The organism is Rhodovulum steppense (assembly GCF_004339675.1).
Classification (GTDB): Bacteria; Pseudomonadota; Alphaproteobacteria; order Rhodobacterales; family Rhodobacteraceae; genus Rhodovulum; species Rhodovulum steppense.
This window is the reverse complement of record NZ_SLVM01000025.1, coordinates 1-18,681: the sequence shown is the minus strand read 5'-3', so window position 1 is coordinate 18,681 and position 18,681 is coordinate 1. Positions and strand designations below refer to the sequence as shown.

At 67.7% G+C, this 18,681-nt stretch carries 16 protein-coding genes; 4 read left to right on the top strand and 12 right to left on the bottom strand.

Translation table 11 applies throughout. The annotated features are described in order from the left end of the window. Positions 1-7 precede the first annotated feature (7 nt). The 3 genes from clpX to EV216_RS14480 form a co-directional block, all read right to left on the bottom strand. A complete protein-coding gene (gene clpX, locus EV216_RS14490) occupies positions 8-1,273 on the bottom strand; it encodes an ATP-dependent Clp protease ATP-binding subunit ClpX (RefSeq protein WP_132696248.1) in 1,266 nt (421 codons plus the stop codon). 146 nt (positions 1,274-1,419) lie between these two features. After that, a complete protein-coding gene (locus EV216_RS14485; protein WP_132696247.1) occupies positions 1,420-2,052 on the bottom strand; it encodes an ATP-dependent Clp protease proteolytic subunit in 633 nt (210 codons plus the stop codon). A gap of 161 nt (positions 2,053-2,213) precedes the next feature. Next, positions 2,214-2,699 (bottom strand): MarR family winged helix-turn-helix transcriptional regulator, encoded by a 486-nt coding sequence (locus EV216_RS14480; RefSeq protein WP_132696246.1) that lies wholly within the window; start codon positions 2,697-2,699, stop codon positions 2,214-2,216. Between the two features lie 250 nt (positions 2,700-2,949). Here EV216_RS14480 and ectA point away from each other — a divergent pair, with 250 nt between their 5' ends. From ectA to EV216_RS14460, 4 genes are read left to right on the top strand one after another with little or no spacing between them, the layout of a single operon-like run. Then, entirely contained in the window at positions 2,950-3,489 is a 540-nt protein-coding gene (gene ectA, locus EV216_RS14475; RefSeq protein WP_132696245.1) for a diaminobutyrate acetyltransferase, read from the top strand. Positions 3,490-3,533: 44 nt separating this feature from the next. Beyond that, entirely contained in the window at positions 3,534-4,820 is a 1,287-nt protein-coding gene (gene ectB, locus EV216_RS14470) for a diaminobutyrate--2-oxoglutarate transaminase (protein ID WP_132696244.1), read from the top strand. 4 nt (positions 4,821-4,824) lie between these two features. Continuing rightward, a complete protein-coding gene (locus EV216_RS14465; RefSeq protein ID WP_132696243.1) occupies positions 4,825-5,220 on the top strand; it encodes an ectoine synthase in 396 nt (131 codons plus the stop codon). Positions 5,221-5,270: 50 nt separating this feature from the next. Beyond that, a complete protein-coding gene (locus EV216_RS14460; RefSeq protein ID WP_132696242.1) occupies positions 5,271-6,704 on the top strand; it encodes an aspartate kinase in 1,434 nt (477 codons plus the stop codon). Positions 6,705-6,951: 247 nt separating this feature from the next. Here the strand turns inward: EV216_RS14460 and EV216_RS14455 are convergent, their stop codons facing one another. The 9 genes from EV216_RS14455 to EV216_RS18325 all read right to left on the bottom strand — a co-directional run. Continuing rightward, positions 6,952-7,584: an ATP-binding cassette domain-containing protein gene (locus EV216_RS14455; RefSeq protein WP_132696282.1), complete on the bottom strand. Its 633-nt coding sequence runs from the start codon at positions 7,582-7,584 to the stop codon at positions 6,952-6,954. Beyond that, positions 7,584-9,269: an ABC transporter permease gene (locus EV216_RS14450; protein WP_132696241.1), complete on the bottom strand. Its 1,686-nt coding sequence runs from the start codon at positions 9,267-9,269 to the stop codon at positions 7,584-7,586. Before EV216_RS14450 ends, EV216_RS14455 begins: the two co-directional genes overlap by 1 nt. 6 nt (positions 9,270-9,275) lie before the next feature. Next, complete coding sequence (locus tag EV216_RS14445; RefSeq protein ID WP_132696240.1) at positions 9,276-10,484, bottom strand: ABC transporter substrate-binding protein; 1,209 nt, start codon at positions 10,482-10,484, stop codon at positions 9,276-9,278. A gap of 225 nt (positions 10,485-10,709) precedes the next feature. Then, entirely contained in the window at positions 10,710-10,958 is a 249-nt protein-coding gene (locus EV216_RS14440; protein ID WP_132696239.1) for an acyl carrier protein, read from the bottom strand. Next, positions 10,955-12,103 (bottom strand): dihydrolipoamide acetyltransferase family protein, encoded by a 1,149-nt coding sequence (locus EV216_RS14435; RefSeq protein ID WP_132696238.1) that lies wholly within the window; start codon positions 12,101-12,103, stop codon positions 10,955-10,957. Before EV216_RS14435 ends, EV216_RS14440 begins: the two co-directional genes overlap by 4 nt. A gap of 2 nt (positions 12,104-12,105) precedes the next feature. Continuing rightward, positions 12,106-14,100 carry a pyruvate dehydrogenase (acetyl-transferring) E1 component subunit alpha gene (gene pdhA, locus EV216_RS14430; protein ID WP_132696237.1) on the bottom strand — a complete coding sequence of 665 codons (1,995 nt, stop codon included), beginning with the start codon at positions 14,098-14,100 and terminating at the stop codon, positions 12,106-12,108. Further along, positions 14,097-15,836, bottom strand: coding sequence for an acetate--CoA ligase (acsA, locus tag EV216_RS14425; RefSeq protein WP_132696236.1), 1,740 nt, complete (start codon positions 15,834-15,836; stop codon positions 14,097-14,099). Before acsA ends, pdhA begins: the two co-directional genes overlap by 4 nt. Before the next feature lie 27 nt (positions 15,837-15,863). Next, positions 15,864-18,236 (bottom strand): phosphoenolpyruvate synthase, encoded by a 2,373-nt coding sequence (gene ppsA, locus EV216_RS14420; protein ID WP_132696235.1) that lies wholly within the window; start codon positions 18,234-18,236, stop codon positions 15,864-15,866. A 35-nt stretch (positions 18,237-18,271) separates the two neighbouring features. Beyond that, positions 18,272-18,681, bottom strand: a 410-nt coding sequence (locus tag EV216_RS18325) for a hypothetical protein (protein ID WP_165899264.1), incomplete at its 5' end; no start/stop codon positions are given.

Sequence of the window (18,681 nt, the reverse complement as noted above, 5' to 3'; positions counted from 1 at the left end):
GCCCCGCTCAGCCGGCGGTGGCGCCTTCCTTCTTGTGATCGGTATGGATCATCAGCGGCGCCGCCTCCGAGGTCACCGCCTCCTCGTTGACCACCACCTCCTCGACGCTGTCCATGCCGGGCAGATCGAACATGGTATCCAGCAGGATATCCTCCATGATCGAGCGCAGGCCGCGCGCGCCTGTCTTGCGGGCAATCGCCCGCTTGGCGATGGCCGACAGCGCATCGGTGGTAAAGGTCAGCTTGACGCCCTCAAGCTCGAACAGTCGCTGATACTGCTTGACCAGCGCATTCTTGGGCTCGGTCAGAATTTGCACCAGCGCGGGCTCGTCCAGGTCCTGAAGCGTCGCGATCACCGGAAGGCGACCGACGAATTCGGGAATCAGGCCGAATTTCAGCAGATCCTCGGGTTCGAGTTCCTTGAACATCTCGCCCACGCCGCGGGTGTCGTTCTCCTTCACATCGGCGCCGAAACCGATGGCCGAACCCTTGCCGCGCTGGGCGATGATCTTTTCCAGCCCTGCAAAGGCGCCGCCGCAGATGAACAGGATGTTCGTGGTGTCGACCTGCAGGAACTCCTGCTGCGGATGCTTGCGCCCGCCCTGGGGCGGCACCGACGCGACCGTGCCTTCCATGATCTTCAGAAGCGCCTGCTGCACGCCTTCGCCGCTCACGTCCCGCGTGATCGAGGGGTTGTCGGACTTGCGGGTGATCTTGTCGACCTCGTCGATATAGACGATGCCGCGCTGGGCGCGTTCGACGTTGTATTCGGACGCCTGAAGCAGTTTCAGGATGATGTTCTCGACATCCTCGCCGACATAGCCCGCCTCGGTCAGCGTGGTCGCATCGGCCATGGTGAAGGGCACATCAAGGATGCGCGCCAGCGTCTGCGCCAGCAGCGTCTTACCACAGCCGGTGGGACCGATCAGCAGGATGTTCGATTTGGACAGCTCGATATCACCGGCCTTGGCGCCGTGGTTCAACCGCTTGTAATGGTTGTGCACCGCCACCGACAACACGCGCTTGGCATGCATCTGGCCGATCACATAATCGTCCAGCACCGAACAGATATCCTTGGGCGTCGGCACCCCGTCGGCGGATTTCAGGCCGGTGGCCTTGGTCTCCTCGCGGATGATGTCCATGCACAATTCGACGCATTCGTCGCAGATGAACACGGTCGGTCCGGCGATAAGCTTGCGCACCTCGTGCTGGCTCTTGCCGCAGAACGAGCAGTAGAGCGTGTTCTTGGAGTCGCTGCCTGAAGTCGTCGCCATATCGGTCCTCTGCGGTCGTTCTGTGCGGCCCGTCCGGACCCTTTAGCCCGGAAGGCAGCCATTGCGCCCCACGCCACCAAGCAGCGTAGGGCAGTCATTGCCGAGGCACAACGCCAAAATCCCGATGGATGGTTCCGGGTTCTGCGTCAGGCCTTGGTCCCCTCCACGGCTTCGCGGCTTTCAACGATCTGGTCGATCAGCCCCCAGGACTTGGCCGCCTCCGGGTCCATGAAGTTGTCCCGTTCTAGCGCGTCCACTACCGCCTGGAACTCCTGGCCGGTGTGTTTCACATAGATCTGGTTCAGCCGGTCCTTCAGCTTCTGCGTCTCCTGGGCATGGATCATGATATCCGTCGCCTGGCCCTGATAGCCGCCCGAGGGCTGGTGAACCATGATCCGCGAATTGGGCAGCGAGAAGCGCATGCCCGGCGCACCGGCGGCCAGCAGAAGCGAGCCCATGGACGCCGCCTGCCCCACCACCAGCGTCGAGACCTTGGGCTTGATGTACTGCATCGTGTCGTAGATCGACAGACCCGAAGTCACCACGCCACCGGGGCTGTTGATGTACATCGAGATGTCCTTGGTCGGATTCTCGGCCTCGAGATGCAGCAGTTGCGCCACGATCAACGAGGACATTCCGTCATGGATCGGCCCCGTGATGAAGATGATCCGCTCCTTCAGAAGGCGCGAGAAGATGTCATAGGCCCGTTCGCCGCGCGAGGTCTGCTCGACCACCATGGGCACGAGGGTGTTCATGTAATGGTCGATCATGTCGGTCATGTGCGCCTGCCTGAGGGATGCTGTACGGGCCGAATTGCCCCTGTCTCCCCGAAGTCTTAGTTCCGGCTCCGGGGGCCTGCAAGGGATAGCGCAAAATTGGAGCGTTGTCGGTCGATGTACCCCGGATCGCCCGAAGCGCAAGCAGCCGCGACCCCATTCGCTCAATTCGCGGGCGGCGCCTTGCGGATATCTCCGAGATCCAGCACCGGCGCCACGTCCAGATGCCCCGCATCCAGCAGCCCCGCCACCCTTTCCAGCGCAGCGACCAACATTGCCTGCTCCCAGTCGGGCAACGCCTCGAATGCGGCGACATAGCGGTCGTGCAGCGGGTCGGGCGCGCGCGCGATGGCCTCGCGCCCGGCCTCGGTCACGAAGATGTTCATCTGTCGGCGGTCGGCCTCCGAGCGGCGGCGCTCGACCAGGCCCTTGGCCACCAGCCGGTCGATCAATGTGGTCATCGTGGGCTGCGACACCCCCATCCGCGCCGAGATTGCCTTGGGTGTACTCTGACCCGTTTCGGCAACGATCTGCAACACGCGGATCTGCACCGGGGTCAGCCCAGCGGCGCGCGCCAGGTCGCGCCCGTAAAGCTCTGTCGCGCGCAGGATGCGGCGCAGGGCGATCAGGCTGACATCGGACCGTTTCAAGACACCTCCCTTGGCTGACGAAGCGACCGTTCCCACCGATCCGGGCGACTCGCAAGCGTCATTTTTTCGCTTTACGAAGCATTTATGACGCTTGCGACCCCATGAACTTCTGTCGACGAACCCATAAATCAGCCACTATAATGTTAGTTCTAGCGTTAAAACTCCGGCAATCCGCCAATAAACTTAGCCTGTTGAAATTTCTTATGACTAACTATATATGGGTCTGCAACAGGACGGAGGACAGAACATCATGGTCGAGACCATCGAAGCGAAACCGCTCTCTTGCACCGCGCCCATCACCTTCCGCCGCCCCACCGGGGCGGATGGCGAGGCGGTTTGGGCGCTGATCCGGGCATGCAAGCCGCTCGACGAAAACTCGCTCTACTGCAACCTGATCCAATGCGATCACTTCGGCGACACATGCATCCTTGCCGAGATCGAGGGGCAGGTCGTGGGCTGGATCTCGGCCTATCTGCTGCCCTCCGACCCCGAGACGCTGTTCGTCTGGCAGGTGGCCGTGTCCGGCCGCGCGCGCGGACGCGGACTCGGCCGCAAGATGCTGTTCGAACTTCTAGAACGCGACGCCTGCGCAGGCGTGATGCGGCTTCAGACCACGATCACACCGGACAATCACGCCTCCTGGGGACTGTTCCGTGGCATGGCCCGCCGCTTGGGCGCGCGCCTGACGGACAAGCCGCATTTCACGCGCGAGGACCATTTCGGCGGCCGCAACGCGACCGAGCACATGGTCACGATCCGGCTGGCCGAAGCGCTGCCGCTGGCCGCCTGATCCGACTCTCACCCGTTTCCAATTCGAAAACAAGGGGATGCCCCATGTCGACTGTTCCGACAGCCGAAACCGACATCTACGCGCGCCGCGAATCCGCCGTGCGCTCCTACTGCCGCAGCTTTCCGGTCAGCTTCGCCCGCGCCGAGGGCGCAACCCTGATCGATGCCGACGGCAATTCCTATATCGACTTTCTCGCAGGCTGTTCCTCGCTGAACTATGGCCATAACGACCCGGACATGAAGGCCGCGCTGGTCGAGCATATCCAGCGCGACGGGATCGCACACGCACTCGACATGCATACCGAGGAAAAGGCCGCCTTCCTGGCCGCCTTTGAGCACCATATCCTGCATCCGCGCGGGATGGAGCATCGCGTGATGATGACCGGCCCCACCGGCACCAACGCGGTCGAGGCCGCGCTGAAGCTGGCGCGCAAGGTGACGGGACGGCGCAATGTGATCGCCTTTGCCAACGGTTTCCACGGCATGACGCTGGGATCGCTCGCGCTGACCGGCAACGCGGGCAAGCGCGCGGGCGCGGGCACCGCCCTGCCCGACGTCACCCACCTGCCCTACGAGAACAGCCTGGGCGAGGACGTGGACACGCTGGAGCTGATCGAGACGCTGCTCACGAACCCCTCCTCCGGGATCGAGCCCCCCGCGGCCTTCGTCGTGGAACTGGTGCAGGGCGAAGGCGGGCTGAACGCCGCCTCCTGCGAATGGGTGCAGGGCATCGCGCGGATCGCCCGCGAACACGGCGCGCTGCTGATCGTCGACGACATCCAGGCCGGGATGGGCCGCACCGGCAGTTTCTTCAGCTTCGACCACATGGGCATCGAACCCGACATGGTGACGCTGGCGAAGTCGCTGTCGGGTTTCGGCCTGCCCTTTGCCTGCGTGCTGGTCCGGCCCGAACACGACATCTGGAAGCCGGCCGAGCATAACGGCACCTTCCGCGGCAACACCCACGCCTTCGTGACCGCCCGCGTCGCGCTGGAGAAGTTCTGGGCCGACGACACGTTGCGCAACCAGATTGCGCTGAAATCCCAGGTTCTGGAAGAACGGCTGAACACGATCGCCGCCCGGATCGAGGGGGCCCGTCTCAAGGGACGCGGCATGATGCGCGGCGTCGATGTCGGCTCGGGCGAACTTGCCGGCCGGATCTGCGCCGAAGCCTTCCGCCATGGCCTCGTGATCGAGACCTCGGGCGCCCATGACGAGGTGGTCAAGGTGCTCGCCCCCCTCACCATCCCTATGGAGCAGTTCCGCCAAGGTCTCGACATCCTGGAGGCCGCGGTGGAGACGCTCGTCCCTTTCCCGGTGGCGGCGGAGTAGGCCCATGATCGTGCGCGACTTTCACAAGCTCAAGAACACGAACCGCGCGGTCTCGGACGCGCAATGGACCTCGGTGCGCATGCTGCTGGCCGATGACGGGATGGGGTTTTCCTTCCACATCACCACGCTGGCCGCGGGGTCGGAACATACCTTCCACTACAAGCACCATTTCGAGAGCGTCTACTGCATCTCGGGGCGCGGCGCGATCACCGACCTCGCCTCGGGCGAGACCTTCGAGATCCGCCCCGGCGTGATGTATGCCCTCGATCAGCACGACCGCCACACGATCCGCGCCGACGAGGATCTGGTGATGGCCTGCTGCTTCAACCCGCCCGTCACGGGCGCCGAGGTGCACCGCGCAGACGGCTCCTACGCGCCGGCCGCGGCCCTCGCCGACTGACATTTCCAGACAAGGGCGCCCCCGGGGTCAACCCGGGCGGCGACAGGACAGTGACCAAGCATCCCCATACCGTCGAGAAGATCGGCGGCACCTCGATGAGCCGCGTCCACGAATTGTGCGACACGCTCTTCGTCGGCGACCGCGCGGGCGAGGCGCTCTATAACCGCGTCTTCGTGGTCTCGGCCTTCGCCGGGATCACCAACCTGTTGCTCGAACACAAGAAATCGGGCGAACCGGGCGTCTACGCGCTGTTCTCCAACGCCGACAACGACCACGGCTGGTCGGACGCGCTGAACCGCGTCGCCGACGCCATGCGTGCCGCCCATGCGCAGGTTCTGGATCACCCCGGCGACCTCGCCGCCGCCGACGATTTCGTGCGTGACCGCATCGAGGGCGCGCGCTCCTGCCTGATCGACCTGCAACGGCTCTGTTCCTACGGCCATTTCCGCCTCAGCCAACACATGGCGGTGATCCGCGAGTTGCTCTCGGGACTCGGCGAGGCGCAGTCCGCCTTCGTCACCGCCACGCTGTTGCGGCGAAAGGGCGTCGATGCCCGCTTCGTCGACCTCTCGGGCTGGCGCGACGAACGCGAGTGCAGCCTGGAAGAGCGCATCGTCGAGGGGCTGCGCGACGTGGACCTGTCGCGCGAAATGCCCATCGTCACGGGCTATGCCCAGTGCACAGAGGGGCTGATGGCCGAATTCGACCGCGGCTATTCCGAGGTGACCTTCTCGAAACTCGCCGTGCTGACCGGCGCTGCCGAGGCGATCATCCACAAGGAGTTCCACCTGTCCTCGGCCGACCCGAAGATCGTCGGCGCGGAAAATGTCGTGAAGCTGGGCCACACCAATTACGACGTGGCCGACCAGCTCTCGAACATGGGGATGGAGGCGGTGCACCCCAAGGCCGCCAAGATGCTGCGCCAGGCGGGCATCCCGCTGCGCGTGACCAATGCGTTCGAGCCGCGCGACCCCGGAACCCTGATCGACGAGGCCGAGGCGGGCGCTCCGCGGGTCGAGATGGTCACCGGCCTTGGCGTCTACGCGCTGGAACTGTTCGAACAGGACATGGTGGGGGTGAAGGGCTACGATTCCGCCATCCTGGAGGTGCTGACCCGCCACAAGGTGCGGATCGTGTCCAAGACATCGAACGCCAACACCATCACGCACTACCTCGATGCGGGGCTGAAATCCGTGCGCCGGGTCGAACGCGACCTCGCGGCGCGCTACCCGACCGCCTCTCTCAAGGCGCGCAACCTCGCCGTGGTGGCCGCCATCGGGCGCGACCTATCGGGGCTTCGGGTGCTCTCGCGCGGCCTCGCTGCGCTCGAAGCCGTCGGCATCGATCCCGTCGCCGTGCAACAGACCACCCGCGACGTGGACGCCCAGTTCGTTCTGCCCCGTGACCGGATGGAGGACGCGATCCGCGCGCTTCACGCCGTTCTGGTCGAGAACCGCAAGACCGCCCCGCGCCTGGCCGCCTGAGTCCGGCGCGGGGCGCGCACATGCCCCTTTCCCGACAAGACCGCGGAGCGCGCGCCCGGCGCCATCCCCTGCACCGGACCCCAATCCGGGGCAACTTTCCCAACCTGCCGGGCCATGTCGCCCACGGCCTTCTTCTTGGCCGAAATCCCCCCGCCGGAGGCGCGCGGGCCAAAGGCCCGCGCCACGCCCAACCCCGGCTGGCGCGGGGCGCCTGCGCCCCGCGCCAGCCGGGGGCGGGAGCGCACCCTCAGCCCAGTTCGACCACGCATCCCCCCGCGGCCGCGGCATCGGCCGCGTCATGGGTCACCAGAAGCACCGGCAGCCCCCGCGCCCGGGCGCGCGCAAAGACCATCTCGCGCACCTGCGCCCTCAGACCGGCATCCAGCCGCGAGAACGGCTCGTCCAGCAGCAGCGCGAGCGGCTCGGCCAGCAGCATCCGCATCAGGGCGACCCGCGCCTTTTGCCCGCCCGACAGCGTTGCCGGATCGCGATCCGCAAAGCCCGCCAGCCCGACCTCGGCAAGCGCCGCCGCCACGCGCGCCGCCCGCGCCGCCCGCCCCCGCACCGCGCGCGGCAGGCCGAAGGCCAGGTTGCCGCCGACGCTCAGATGCGGGAACAGCAGCTCCTCCTGATAGAGGATGCCCACTCGCCGCGCCTCGGGCGGCTGGCGCGTGATCTCGCACCCGTCAAGCCACACCAGCCCCGTCATCGCGAAGCTCGGTGCCAGCGTGCCCATGATCGCCGAAAGAAGCGTGGACTTGCCCGATCCCGACGGCCCCATCACGCTCAGAACCTCGCCCGGCGCGATCTCTGCCTCCAGCGCCACAAGCGGCACCCCGGCGCGCGTTATCCTCAGCCCCTCCAGCCGCAACCCCGCCATCAGCCTGCCCTCAGCCCGCGCCGGTTCGCCCACAGAATCCGCGGGGCCGCCAGCGCCAGCGCAAAGCCCGCCATCCCCACCAGAGTCTGCGCCAGCGCTGTGACCGCGATCGCCCGCCGGTCGCCGCCCGCGGCCAGAGCCACCGCCTCGGTCGTCAGTGTCTGCACCCGCCCGCCCCCGATCAGCAGCGTCGGCAGGTATTGCCCGACCGACACGGCAAAGCCCACCGCTGCCGCCGTCAGCACAGGGGCCAGAAGCATCGGCAGCCGCACCTGCCGGAAAACGCGCCCCCGCCCCGCCCCCAGCGCCGCCGCGACGCTGGCATAGCGCATGTCCCAGGCCCGCCAAGGCGCGGCCAGCGACAGGAACACATAGGGCAGCACAAAGACCAGATGCCCCAGGATCACCGCGCCCCGCCCCATATCGACGCCCAGCATCAGCGCGAACCCTTGCAAGCCCGGCAGGAACGCGACCTGCGGCACCAGAAGCGGCAGGTACAACAGCCACAGGCTGCGCGCCCCGGGCACCAGCCCGAACCGATGCTCGGCCTCCAGACAGGCCAGCACCAGCGCCAGCGCCAGAGCGGTCGCCGCCCCCGCGATCCAGAGCGTTTCAAGACCCGGCGCCAGAAGCCCCGGGCCATGCCGAAGCCAGCTTCGCGCACTGACCGTCTCGGGCCATGCCTCGGGAAAGGGCCAGAGCCCCGCCACCGACCACAGCCCCAGCCCCGCGAGCCCCGCGATCACCGCGCCCGTCGCCAGCATGGCCAGCCCCAGCCCGGCCAGCCGCAACACGCCATCGCCCTGCCGCCGCGCGCCCGCCTCCGCCCAGACCCGGCCCAACCGCCCGAGCACGACCTCGCCCAGCCGCCACAGGCCCAGCGCGCCGATCACCAGCGCCAGTTGCAGCACCGCCCCCGCCGCCGCCTGAAACCGCAGCGTCAGATCCGGGTCCGCCATCCAGCGCACCACCTGCACCGACAGCGGCGGCGGCGTGCCGGGCCCCAGGATGATCGCCACATCGACCACCGACATCGAATAGGCCAGCACCGCATAAACCGGCAGCCGGATCTGGGCATAGACGCACGGAAACACCGCCTTCAGCCAGCCCGTCACGGGCCCATAGCCCAGCGCGCGCGCAACCCCCATCCGCTGCGCGGGCCGAACCTGCGGAAGTGCTGCCAGCGTCATCAGCAACAGGAACGGCACCTCCTTGACCACCAGCCCCGCGACCATCGCCAGCCCCAGGGGGTCCTGCACGATCAACAGATCGGGCGGCCGCTCCCACCCCGTCGCCCAGGGCGACAGCGCGCGGGCGATCCAGCCCGAGGGCGCAATCAGGAAGGCAAGGCCAAAGGCCGCCGCCGCATGCGGGACCGACAGAAGCGGCGCCAGCGCCTGTTCCAGCCCCGCCATCGCCCGCGTCCCCTGCCAGCCCGCGACGAACAGCACCACGATGGCCAGCGAAACCACCGTCGCCGCCAGCCCCACCCCGACCGACAGCATCACCGCCCCCGGCAGGCCCGGCCAAGCCGCCAACGCCGCCATCGGCGCCAGGCTGAGCGCCCGCCCGCCCAATGCCGGGAAGACCCCCAGCGCCGGGGCCAGCGTGCCGACCAGCCCCGCCGTCACCGGCCCCAGCAGGACCAGAAGCGTCAGCAGCGGCGCGCCGCGCAGCGGGCGCATGGGCGGCTACTCGGCCAGGCCGAAGCGTTTGCCCCAATCGGCCTCGATCAGGCGCATCCAGGAGGGGTGCGGCTCGGGCAGCGCGGGGCCCAGTTCCTCGGGCGAGAGCGTGGCGATGCCCAGCTCCAGCGCCTCGAACCGCGCGCGATCCTCGGGCGACAGCTTGTCCATGGCCAGAACCGTGCCATAGCCCAGCACATCCGGATCCTGCGCCCGCGCCTGTGCCTCGGGCGACAGCAGGAAATCGGCCAGCACCATCGCGCCCGCCTTGGCATTGGCGTTGTAGGGGATCGCCACGAAGCTTGCATTGCCGATGGTGCCGCCCTCCAGCACCAGGGTCCGCACCGTGTCCGGCAATTGCCCGTTGGCAATCGCCGCCGACGCCTCGCCCGGGCTGAACGAGATCGCAAGGTCGATCTCGCCATCCGCCATAAGCTGCAATTGCCGCGGCCCGCTTGACGGATAGGCCCGGCCCTGCCGCCACAGATGCGGCGTCAGATCGTCCAGAAACGCCCAGAGCGGCGCGGTGACGGCCGCGTAATCGGCCTGATCGGCCGGGCGCTGCAACACGGAAGGGTCCTCGATCATCCCGTAAAGCGCCTGTTTCAGAAAGGTCGTGCCCAGGAAATCGGGCAGCTGCGGATAGGTGAAGCGGCCCGGATTGGCCGCCGCCCAATCCAGCAGCGCCGCCATGCTGCGGGGCGGATCGGGCAGCCGCGCGGTATCGTGATAGAACACCACCTGCGCCATCGCCCATGGGCTTTCCAGCCCCTCGGTCGGCACCGTGAAATCGGCCGTGACCGCGGGCTTGCCGTCCAAATCGACATAGCGCCAGTTCGGCAAATCCTCGGCCCAGGGGCCGAACAGCAGCCCCGCCTCCTTCATCGCCCTGAAATTCGGACCGTTGATCCAGATCAGGTCAACCGCGCCGCCGGTGTCCTTTCCGGCGGTCTTCTCGGCCAACACCCGGCTGACGGCATCCGCGGTATCGGCCAGCTTCACATGCTCGACCCGCACGCCATGGCGCGCCGCAACCTCGTCACCGGCCCAGCGGATGAAATCGTTGGTCGCCGCCGCCCCGCCCCAGGCGTGCCAGTAAACCACCTGTCCCCGCGCCTCCTCCAGAACCGCTTGCCAGTCGGAGGGGTCGGGATCGGACAGTGCGGCCCCCGGCCCCAGTGCGGTCAGGGCGACAAGAACGGCAAATCGGCGCATCGGCAGTCTCCTTCCGGTTTCACCGCCCTTATGCCAAGCCGCCACCTTCCCGCGAAGCCCCAAGCTTGAAAAACCCCGTGATCGACCGGCCCCGACTCCACAGCACCCTTCTTCTTGGCAAAAATACCCCCGCGCGGAGCGCGCGCCCGGCATCGCCGGGCGCCACGCCCAACCCCGGACAAGCGGGGCGAACGCCCCGCGCCGGCCGGGGGCGGGAGCCGCCCCTCACCCCGCAAGCCGCCGCCCGAGATAGCCCACCGCCAGCGACAGAGTCGCGATCTGCGGATAGTCCCGCTCGGGGATATCCACCCCGAGCGCCTTGTGCAGCACCGCCACAAGGTTCAGCACATCCATCGAGTCAAGCTCCAGATCTTCCTGCAGATGGTCGTCGGGTCCGATCGCTTCCGCTTCGATATCGGGCGCAACCGAGGTGAGCGCGGTCAGGTAGGCCGCACGGATCTCGTCTTCGGTCATGGCTCCTCCGGATGTTGCAAGTGCCGGTCGATCTCCAGCAGGAAACGTGCACCGATCCGTCCGTCGCTGACGCGGTGATCGGCGGCCAGTGTCGCGGTGACGCTCTGGCGGATCGTCACCACGCCTTCATGCACCATGGGCTTGGGCCGGGGCGCGCCAAAGCCCACAAGCGCCACCTGGGGCGGGTAGATGATACCCGCCATCACCTCGACCCCGGTCTCACCCAGGCTCGACAGCGTGATCGTGCCCTCCGTCAGTTCCGAACTGCGCAGCCGCCCGGACCGGGCGCGCGCGACCAGATCGCGCATCGCCGCCATCATCGCGTCAAGCTTCAGCAGATGCGCATCACGGATCGCGGGCGCGATCAGCCCGCCCCCGCGCAGCGCCACTGCCAATCCCAGATGCACAGCTGCCGCGGGCCGGAACCCCTCTTCGCCGTAATGACCATTGACCGCAGGCACCAATGCCGCCGCCCGCGCCACCGCGCGGGCGATCAGCGCCCCCATCAACAGCCGGTCCTCGGGCGGGCGCGCGGCGTTCTGCGCGGAGAGCCAGTCCGTCGATGCCTGAAGGTCGATCCGGTGGGCCAGATAGTAATGCGGGATCTCGCGTTTCGACTTTGCCATGGCAGACGCAATCGCCTTGCGCATCCCGGCGCGCGGGTCGGGGGCTTCTTGCGCGACCGCCTGCGCCCGCTCGACATCGGCCAGCAGGATCGCCCCGCCGGGGCCCGTGCCGGTCACCGTCGCCAGCGCGATCCCGCGTTCTGCCGCCAGCACCCGCGCTGCAGGCGACGCGGCAAGGCCCCGGGCAGCCGGACGTTGCGGCTGCGGCTCAGGCGTTTCGGGCGCAGCCGGTTCCGGCGCGACGACCTCAGTTCCCGGCGCCGCCTCCGGTTCGGTCGCCTCCCCCGCCCCCCGGATCCGCGCCAGCGGCGCGCCGACGGGCAGCGTCTGGCCGATCTCCGCCTCCAGCCGTTCGACAGTGCCCTCCTCGAAGATCTCGATCTCGATCGCCCCCTTCTGGGTCTCGACCACCGCCACGATATCGCCTCGCCGCACCCGGTCGCCCGGGCCGACCAGCCATTCGGTCAGGGTGCCCGCCTCCATATCGGCGCCAAGGGACGGCATGGTGAACAGCCCCATCGCTATCTCCCCATCACGCCCCGGACCGCGGCGACAATGCCCGCCACCTGCGGGATCGCGGCCTCTTCCAGGTGTTTGGGATAGGGGATCGGCACTTCCTCGGCGCAGACCCGGGCAAGCGGCGCATCCAGCGACCAGAAACACCGCTCGGCGATCCGCGCCATGATCTCGGCGGCCAGCGATCCGCTGCGCCAGCCCTCGTCCACCACCACCGCGCGGCGGGTGCGTCCGACGCTTTCCGCGATCGTCGCCTCGTCCAGCGGGCGCAGGGACCGAAGGTCGATCACCTCGGCCTCGATACCGTCCCCCGCCAGCGCCTCGGCGGCCTCCAGCACCTTCCAGAGCGAGCCACCATAGGTGATCAGGCTCACATCCCGCCCTGCCCGCCGGATCGCCGCGCGGTCGATGTCCACCGGCCCGGCGGCCTCGTCGATCTGGCCCTCACGGTTGTAAAGCATGACATTCTCGAAGATCAGCACCGGGTCCGGGTCTTCCAGCGCCGTCCACAGCATCCCCCGCGCATCCTCCAGCGTGGCCGGCGCCAGCACGCGCAAACCGGGGATATGGGCGAACCAGCCTTCCAGCGAATGGGAATGCTGCGCCGCCAGCTGCCGCCCCGCGCCGGTAGCCATACGGATCACCACCGGGCAACCGAACTGCCCGCCGGACATGTGCCGCAGGGTGGCCGCCGTGTTCAGGATCTGGTCCAGCGCCAGAAGCGAGAAGTTCACTGTCATCACCTCGACAATCGGCCGCATCCCCGCCACCGCCGCACCGATCCCCGCCCCGGTAAAACCCGCCTCGGACAGAGGCGTGTCGCGGATGCGCTCCTCGCCGAATTCGGCCATCAGCCCCTTGGTCACCGCATAGCAGCCGCCATAGGAGCCCACATCCTCGCCCATCAGGAACACCCGTTCATCGCGGATCAGCGCGTCGCGGATCGCCTGTTTCACCGCCTCGCGATAGGTCATCGTCACGCTGCGCCCCGAGGGCGCGGCGAGCGCGGGCGGATCCGGGCGGTCCTGGGCCATCACATGGCGGGCAAGCGTCTCGACCGGCTCCCACGCGCCTGCTTCGGCAAAGGCGACGGCTGCGTCGATCTCGGCCTCCACCTCGGCCTCCAGCCGGGTGACGTCGTCCTCGTGGATCAGCCCGGTTTCCAGCAGCCAACCGCGGAACCGCAGGATCGGCCCCTTCGCGCGCCATTCCTCGACCTCCCGCTTGTCGCGGTAAAGCTGGGCGTCGAACATCGAATGCGCCCGGAACCGGTAGGTCCGCGCCTCGAGGAAAACCGGCGCGCCGATTTCGCGGATCGCCGCGACCGCGCCGCGCGCCGCAGCCTCGACAGCAACCACATCCATCCCGTCGATCCTGCGCGCCCGCATCCCGTAGCTTTCCGCCTTACGCGTCAGATCGGTCTCGGCCTCGGTGCGCTCCAGCGCCGAGCCCATCGCGTACCCGTTGTTCTCGCAGACGAAGAGCACCGGCAGCCGCCAGAGCGCGGCAAGGTTCATCGCCTCATGGAACTCGCCCTCGGCCATGGCGCCCTCGCCGAAAAAGCAGGCCGTGACATTGGCCTCGCCCCGCAGCCGGTCGGCCAGTGCCAGTCCCGCGGCCAGAGGCAAGCCGCCCCCCACGATGGCATTCCCGCCATAGAAATTGTGCACGGCATCGAAGATATGCATCGAGCCGCCGCGCCCGCCGGAACTGCCATTGGCCTTGCCGAACATCTCTGCCATGACCTCGCCCATCGGCAGCCCGCGCGCCAGCGCATGGCCATGCTCGCGATAGGTCGCCACGATCCGGTCGTCCGGCCCCAGCACCGGGATGACGCCCACGGCAACCGCCTCCTGCCCGTCATAAAGATGCAGGAAGCCGCGAATCTTCTCGCGGGTGTAAAGCTCGGCACAGCGTGCCTCGAACTGGCGGATGCGGACCATCTGGCGCAGCAGCTCCAGAACATGCGCACGGGTGAGGTGGGGCTTGTCGGGGCTCATGTCTCGTCGGCCTCCAGCGTGGAAATGTCACCCTCGGGCAGGCCCAGTTCGCGCGCCTTCAAAAGCCTTCGCATGATCTTGCCCGAACGGGTCCGGGGCAGCGAGTGGCGGAACACCACCTCGCGCGGGGCGACCGTCGGCCCAAGCAGCTTACGGGCATGGCCGCGGATGGATTTTTCCAGTTCATCGGACGGTTCGAAGCCGGGATTGAGGCAGACATAGGCGCGCACCACCTCGCCCGCGGTCTCGTCCGGCAGGCCGATCACGGCGGCCTCTGCCACAGCCTCGTGCTCGATCAGTGCGCTTTCCACCTCGAAGGGGCCGATCAGGTGACCGGATGTCTTGATCAGATCATCGGCACGGCCCACGAACCAGTAATAGCCGTCGCCGTCGCGCATCGCCAGATCGCCGGTCAGATACCAGCCACCCGCAAAGCATTTCTCGTAGCGCGCCTGTTCGTGTAGATAGCCGCGCATCATCGACGGCCAGCCGGGCCGCAGCGCCAGTTCCCCGATCTCGCCCGCGCCCATTTCGCGCAGAGCTTCGCCCTCGCGCGCAACGATCCCTGCCACCTGCCCCGGCAGCGGCTTGCCCATCGACCCAGGCTGGATGTCCATCCCTTGCGTGTTGGCGATGACGATGCCCCCCGTCTCGGTCTGCCACCAGTTGTCGTGGAACGGCCGCCCGAAGACGCGGTTGGCCCAGACGACCGCCTCGGGGTTCAGCGGCTCGCCGACCGAGGCGAGGAAGCGGAGCGCAGAGAAATCGTAAGGTTTCGCCGCCTCCTCGCCCGCCCGCATCATCATCCGGATCGCGGTGGGGGCGGTATACCAGACCGCGATCCGCTCTTCCTGAAGCAGCCGATACCAGCGATCCAGGTCGAATTCTGCCTCGTCCACCAGCATATGCACCCGGTTCACCAGCGGCGCGATGATCCCGTAGGAGGTGCCCGTCACCCAGCCCGGATCGGCGGTGCACCAATAGCGCAGCCCCGGCTCCATCTCGAGCGCGTAGCGCCCCGTGGCGGCATGGGTCGCCACCGCCCCATGCACATGCACCGCCCCCTTGGGCCGCCCCGTCGTACCCGATGTGAAATGGATCAGCGCCATGTCCTCGGCGTCCATCGGCACGGGGGCGAACTCCCCGCAGGCAGCCGCCATCGCGGGGCCCAGCGCGACGCAGTCCTCGGGCGCCTCGTCGCCGACGATCAGGATCAGCTTCAGGGACGGCAGGTCCCGCCACCACGCCGCGATCTTTCGTCGGTAGATCGCCGCGGTGGTGACCAGTGCATTGGCCGCGCCGATCTCCATGCGCGTGCGGATCGGCTCGGGTCCGAAGGCCGAGAACAGCGGCGAGAAGACCATCCCCGCCTTCAGCGTGCCCAGCGCCGCGACATACAACTCCACCTCGCGGCCCATCAACCCGAACACCCGATCGCCCCGCCCGAGCCCGTGGGCGCGCAGCACATTGGCAAAGCGCGCGGTCTGGTCCGCGAGGTTGGCATAGGTGAACGCGCGCCGCGCGCCTTCCTTGCCAATCCAGGTCATCGCGGCGTCGTCGCCATGGCCCGCAGTCACATGCCGGTCCAGCGCCTCATGCGCGATGTTCAGCTTGCCAGTCGGCAGGCCGTCCAGCATCGCCCGCGCATCGTCCCAGACGAAGCGCGCGCGGATTTCCTCGGTCAGCACTGCACTTGCGCGGACATCGTCGGGTTTCGTGATGGTCTCGAACGCCATGTCTCCTCCTTCCATGGCGGGCGCGGGTCAGGTCATGCGTTCGGCCTCGGCCACGTTGCGCTTGACCGCCAGAAAGCTGTCCGGCGTGACCGAGATCGAGTCGATGCCATAGCCCACCAGCAGCCGGGCGAAATCCGGATCATTGCTGGGCGCCTGCCCGCAAAAGCCGACCTTGGCCCCGCAGGCATGCGCCCGCTCGATCACGCTGCGGATCATCCATTGCACGGCGGCGTTGCGTTCGTCGAACAGCGCCGCCAGATCGCCCGAATCCCGGTCCACCCCCAGCGTCAGTTGCGTCAGGTCGTTCGAGCCGATGGAAAACCCGTCAAAGCGGCGGGCGAATTCCTCGGCCAGGATCACGTTCGAGGGCACCTCGCACATGACATAGACCTGAAGCCCGTCTTCGCCGCGTTTCAGGCCGTTCGCCGCCATGACCTCAAGCACGCGGTCGGCCTCGTCGGGGGTGCGGCAGAACGGGATCATCACGATCACGTTGTCAAAGCCCATCACCTCGCGCAGGTGCCGGATCGCCCGGCATTCCAGCGCGAAGCCCGGCGCGTAAGCCGCCGAGTAGTAACGCGATGCCCCACGAAAGCCGATCATCGGGTTTTCCTCGTGCGGCTCGAACCCCGCGCCGCCCAGAAGCTCTGCATATTCGTTGGTCTTGAAATCGCTCATCCGCACGATCACCGGTTCGGGCCAGGCCGGGGCGGCGATGCGGCCCAGCCCCATCGCCAGCTTGCGGACAAAGAAATCCGGCCCGTCCGCATAGCCCGCACCCAGCGCCGCCAATGCGGCGCGCGTGGGCTCGTCCAGCCGCTCGGGATGGATCAGCGCCATCGGATGCGCCTTGATCGCGTTGCTGACCACGAATTCCATCCGCGCGAGCCCCACGCCCCCCGCAGGCAGCCGCCACCAGCGGATCGCCGCGCCGGGATTGGCCATGTTCAGCATCACCCGCGTCCGCGTCTCGGGTAGATCGGTGAGCGCGATATCCTCGATGCTGACTTCTGCGATGCCGTCATAGACATGCCCCGTCTCGCCCTCGGCGCAGGAGACCGTCACCACCTGTTCGTCATGCAGCAGATGGGTTGCATTGCCCGTGCCGACGATGGCGGGCAGGCCCAGTTCGCGGCTGACGATGGCGGCATGGCTGGTGCGTCCGCCATGATCGGTCACGATGGCGGCCGCGCGCTTCATGATCGGCACCCAGTCGGGATCGGTGATCGAGGTAACCAGGATCGCGCCATCCACGAAGCGCGCGATGTCCCGGGCGCTTTCGATCACGCAAACGGGGCCCGAGGCGACGGCACCGCCCACCGAAAGCCCGGAAACCAGCGTCCTGCCTTTCTGCCCGATGCGGAAGTTGCGAAACGCCCCCGCTTCGGCGCGGGACTGAACGGTCTCGGGCCGGGCCTGCACGATGAACAACTCGCCCGTCTCGCCATCGCGCGCCCATTCCATGTCCATCGGCATGCCGTAATGCCGCTCGATGGTGACGGCCATGCGGGCCAGCGCAAGGATTTCCTCGTCCGACAGCACGAAGCGCGCCCGCTCGGCCCGCGAGGTCGGAACGTTGCGGGTGGCGGTGCCGTCCGTCCCGTAAATCATCTTCTTCTGCTTGGACCCCAGCGCCTTTTCCAGGATCGGCACCAGGCCGGGGCGGTCGAGAAAGGGCTTGAAGACCTGGTATTCGTCGGGCGTAACCGCGCCTTGGACCACGTTCTCGCCCAGCCCCCAGGCGGCGTTGATGAGCACCAGATCGGGATAGCCCGTTTCGGTGTCGAGCGAGAACATCACGCCCGCGCCGCCCGTATCGGCACGCACCATCCGCTGCACGCCGACCGACAGCGCCACCTGCCCATGATCGAACCCCTTCAACTGGCGGTAGGTAATGGCCCGGTCGGTGAACAGCGAGGCAAAGCAGCGCCGACAGGCCGCCAGAAGCGCATCTGCGCCGCGGATGTTCAGGAACGTCTCCTGCTGGCCCGCGAAACTGGCATCGGGCAGATCCTCGGCCGTGGCCGAGGAACGCACCGCGACGGCAAGCGTCTCCTGCCCCTCGCGGCGGCAAAGCTCGGCATAGGCCGCGCGGATGTCACCTTCGATCTCCTCGGGCCATTCGCCGTCGCGGATCATCCGGCGGATCCTGTCGCCCGCCTCGGCCAGTTCGATCCGGTGGCCCGCAAGCGCCGCCAACGTTTCCGCGATGCGCGCTTCAAGCCCGTTGTGGCGCAGAAAGGCGCGATAGGCGTCCGCCGTGGTCGCGAAACCGTCCGGCACCCGGATGCCCTGACCTGCCAGCGCCGCCACCATCTCGCCGAGTGAAGCATTCTTGCCGCCCACGCGGACGACATCGCCACGACGCAGGCCTTCGAACCAAGCCACATGCTGGGCCATCTTCCGTCCTCCCCTCGGCGTGACGTCCCTCTGCGTCAACCTAGGCGGACGGCAGCGCCATGCGCGTTGATCGGTGTCAAGGCGACGGCCGGGCAGACACGGTATCCGCACGCTCGGCCGCACCGCCCCTGGATCACGATTTCCCCAGCGGCGGGGATGAAACGGACGCACATGCGGTAACGGTCGGCGCTGATATTCGTCTCGCCTCGGTGGCGGAACACACTGTACCCGACTGCGGCGATCCTTGCCTTTGGGTGGGTTTGGGCGATCCGGTCGAGGGCGCGGGTGAGGGCGGCGGCGTCTGCCTGCGGCTGCTTCATGGCCGACAGGGGCATGCCGTCCCCGTCTGTCGCCCGCATCTGCGGCCCGTTGCCGATCCGGTCGATCTCGCCCAGGATCCGGGGGTCGGGCTCGGCGCCGGGGTCGGCCAGATCGAACAGCCCGA

Coding starts and splice junctions, on each gene's coding strand:
- clpX (WP_132696248.1), bottom strand. CDS start 1,273: ATGGCGACGACTTCAGGCAGCGACTCCAAGAACACGCTCTACTGCTCG.
- EV216_RS14485 (WP_132696247.1), bottom strand. CDS start 2,052: ATGACCGACATGATCGACCATTACATGAACACCCTCGTGCCCATGGTG.
- ectA (WP_132696245.1), top strand. CDS start 2,950: ATGGTCGAGACCATCGAAGCGAAACCGCTCTCTTGCACCGCGCCCATC.
- ectB (WP_132696244.1), top strand. CDS start 3,534: ATGTCGACTGTTCCGACAGCCGAAACCGACATCTACGCGCGCCGCGAA.
- EV216_RS14465 (WP_132696243.1), top strand. CDS start 4,825: ATGATCGTGCGCGACTTTCACAAGCTCAAGAACACGAACCGCGCGGTC.
- EV216_RS14455 (WP_132696282.1), bottom strand. CDS start 7,584: ATGGCGGGGTTGCGGCTGGAGGGGCTGAGGATAACGCGCGCCGGGGTG.
- EV216_RS14450 (WP_132696241.1), bottom strand. CDS start 9,269: ATGCGCCCGCTGCGCGGCGCGCCGCTGCTGACGCTTCTGGTCCTGCTG.
- EV216_RS14445 (WP_132696240.1), bottom strand. CDS start 10,484: ATGCGCCGATTTGCCGTTCTTGTCGCCCTGACCGCACTGGGGCCGGGG.
- EV216_RS14440 (WP_132696239.1), bottom strand. CDS start 10,958: ATGACCGAAGACGAGATCCGTGCGGCCTACCTGACCGCGCTCACCTCG.
- EV216_RS14435 (WP_132696238.1), bottom strand. CDS start 12,103: ATGGGGCTGTTCACCATGCCGTCCCTTGGCGCCGATATGGAGGCGGGC.
- pdhA (WP_132696237.1), bottom strand. CDS start 14,100: ATGAGCCCCGACAAGCCCCACCTCACCCGTGCGCATGTTCTGGAGCTG.
- acsA (WP_132696236.1), bottom strand. CDS start 15,836: ATGGCGTTCGAGACCATCACGAAACCCGACGATGTCCGCGCAAGTGCA.
- ppsA (WP_132696235.1), bottom strand. CDS start 18,236: ATGGCCCAGCATGTGGCTTGGTTCGAAGGCCTGCGTCGTGGCGATGTC.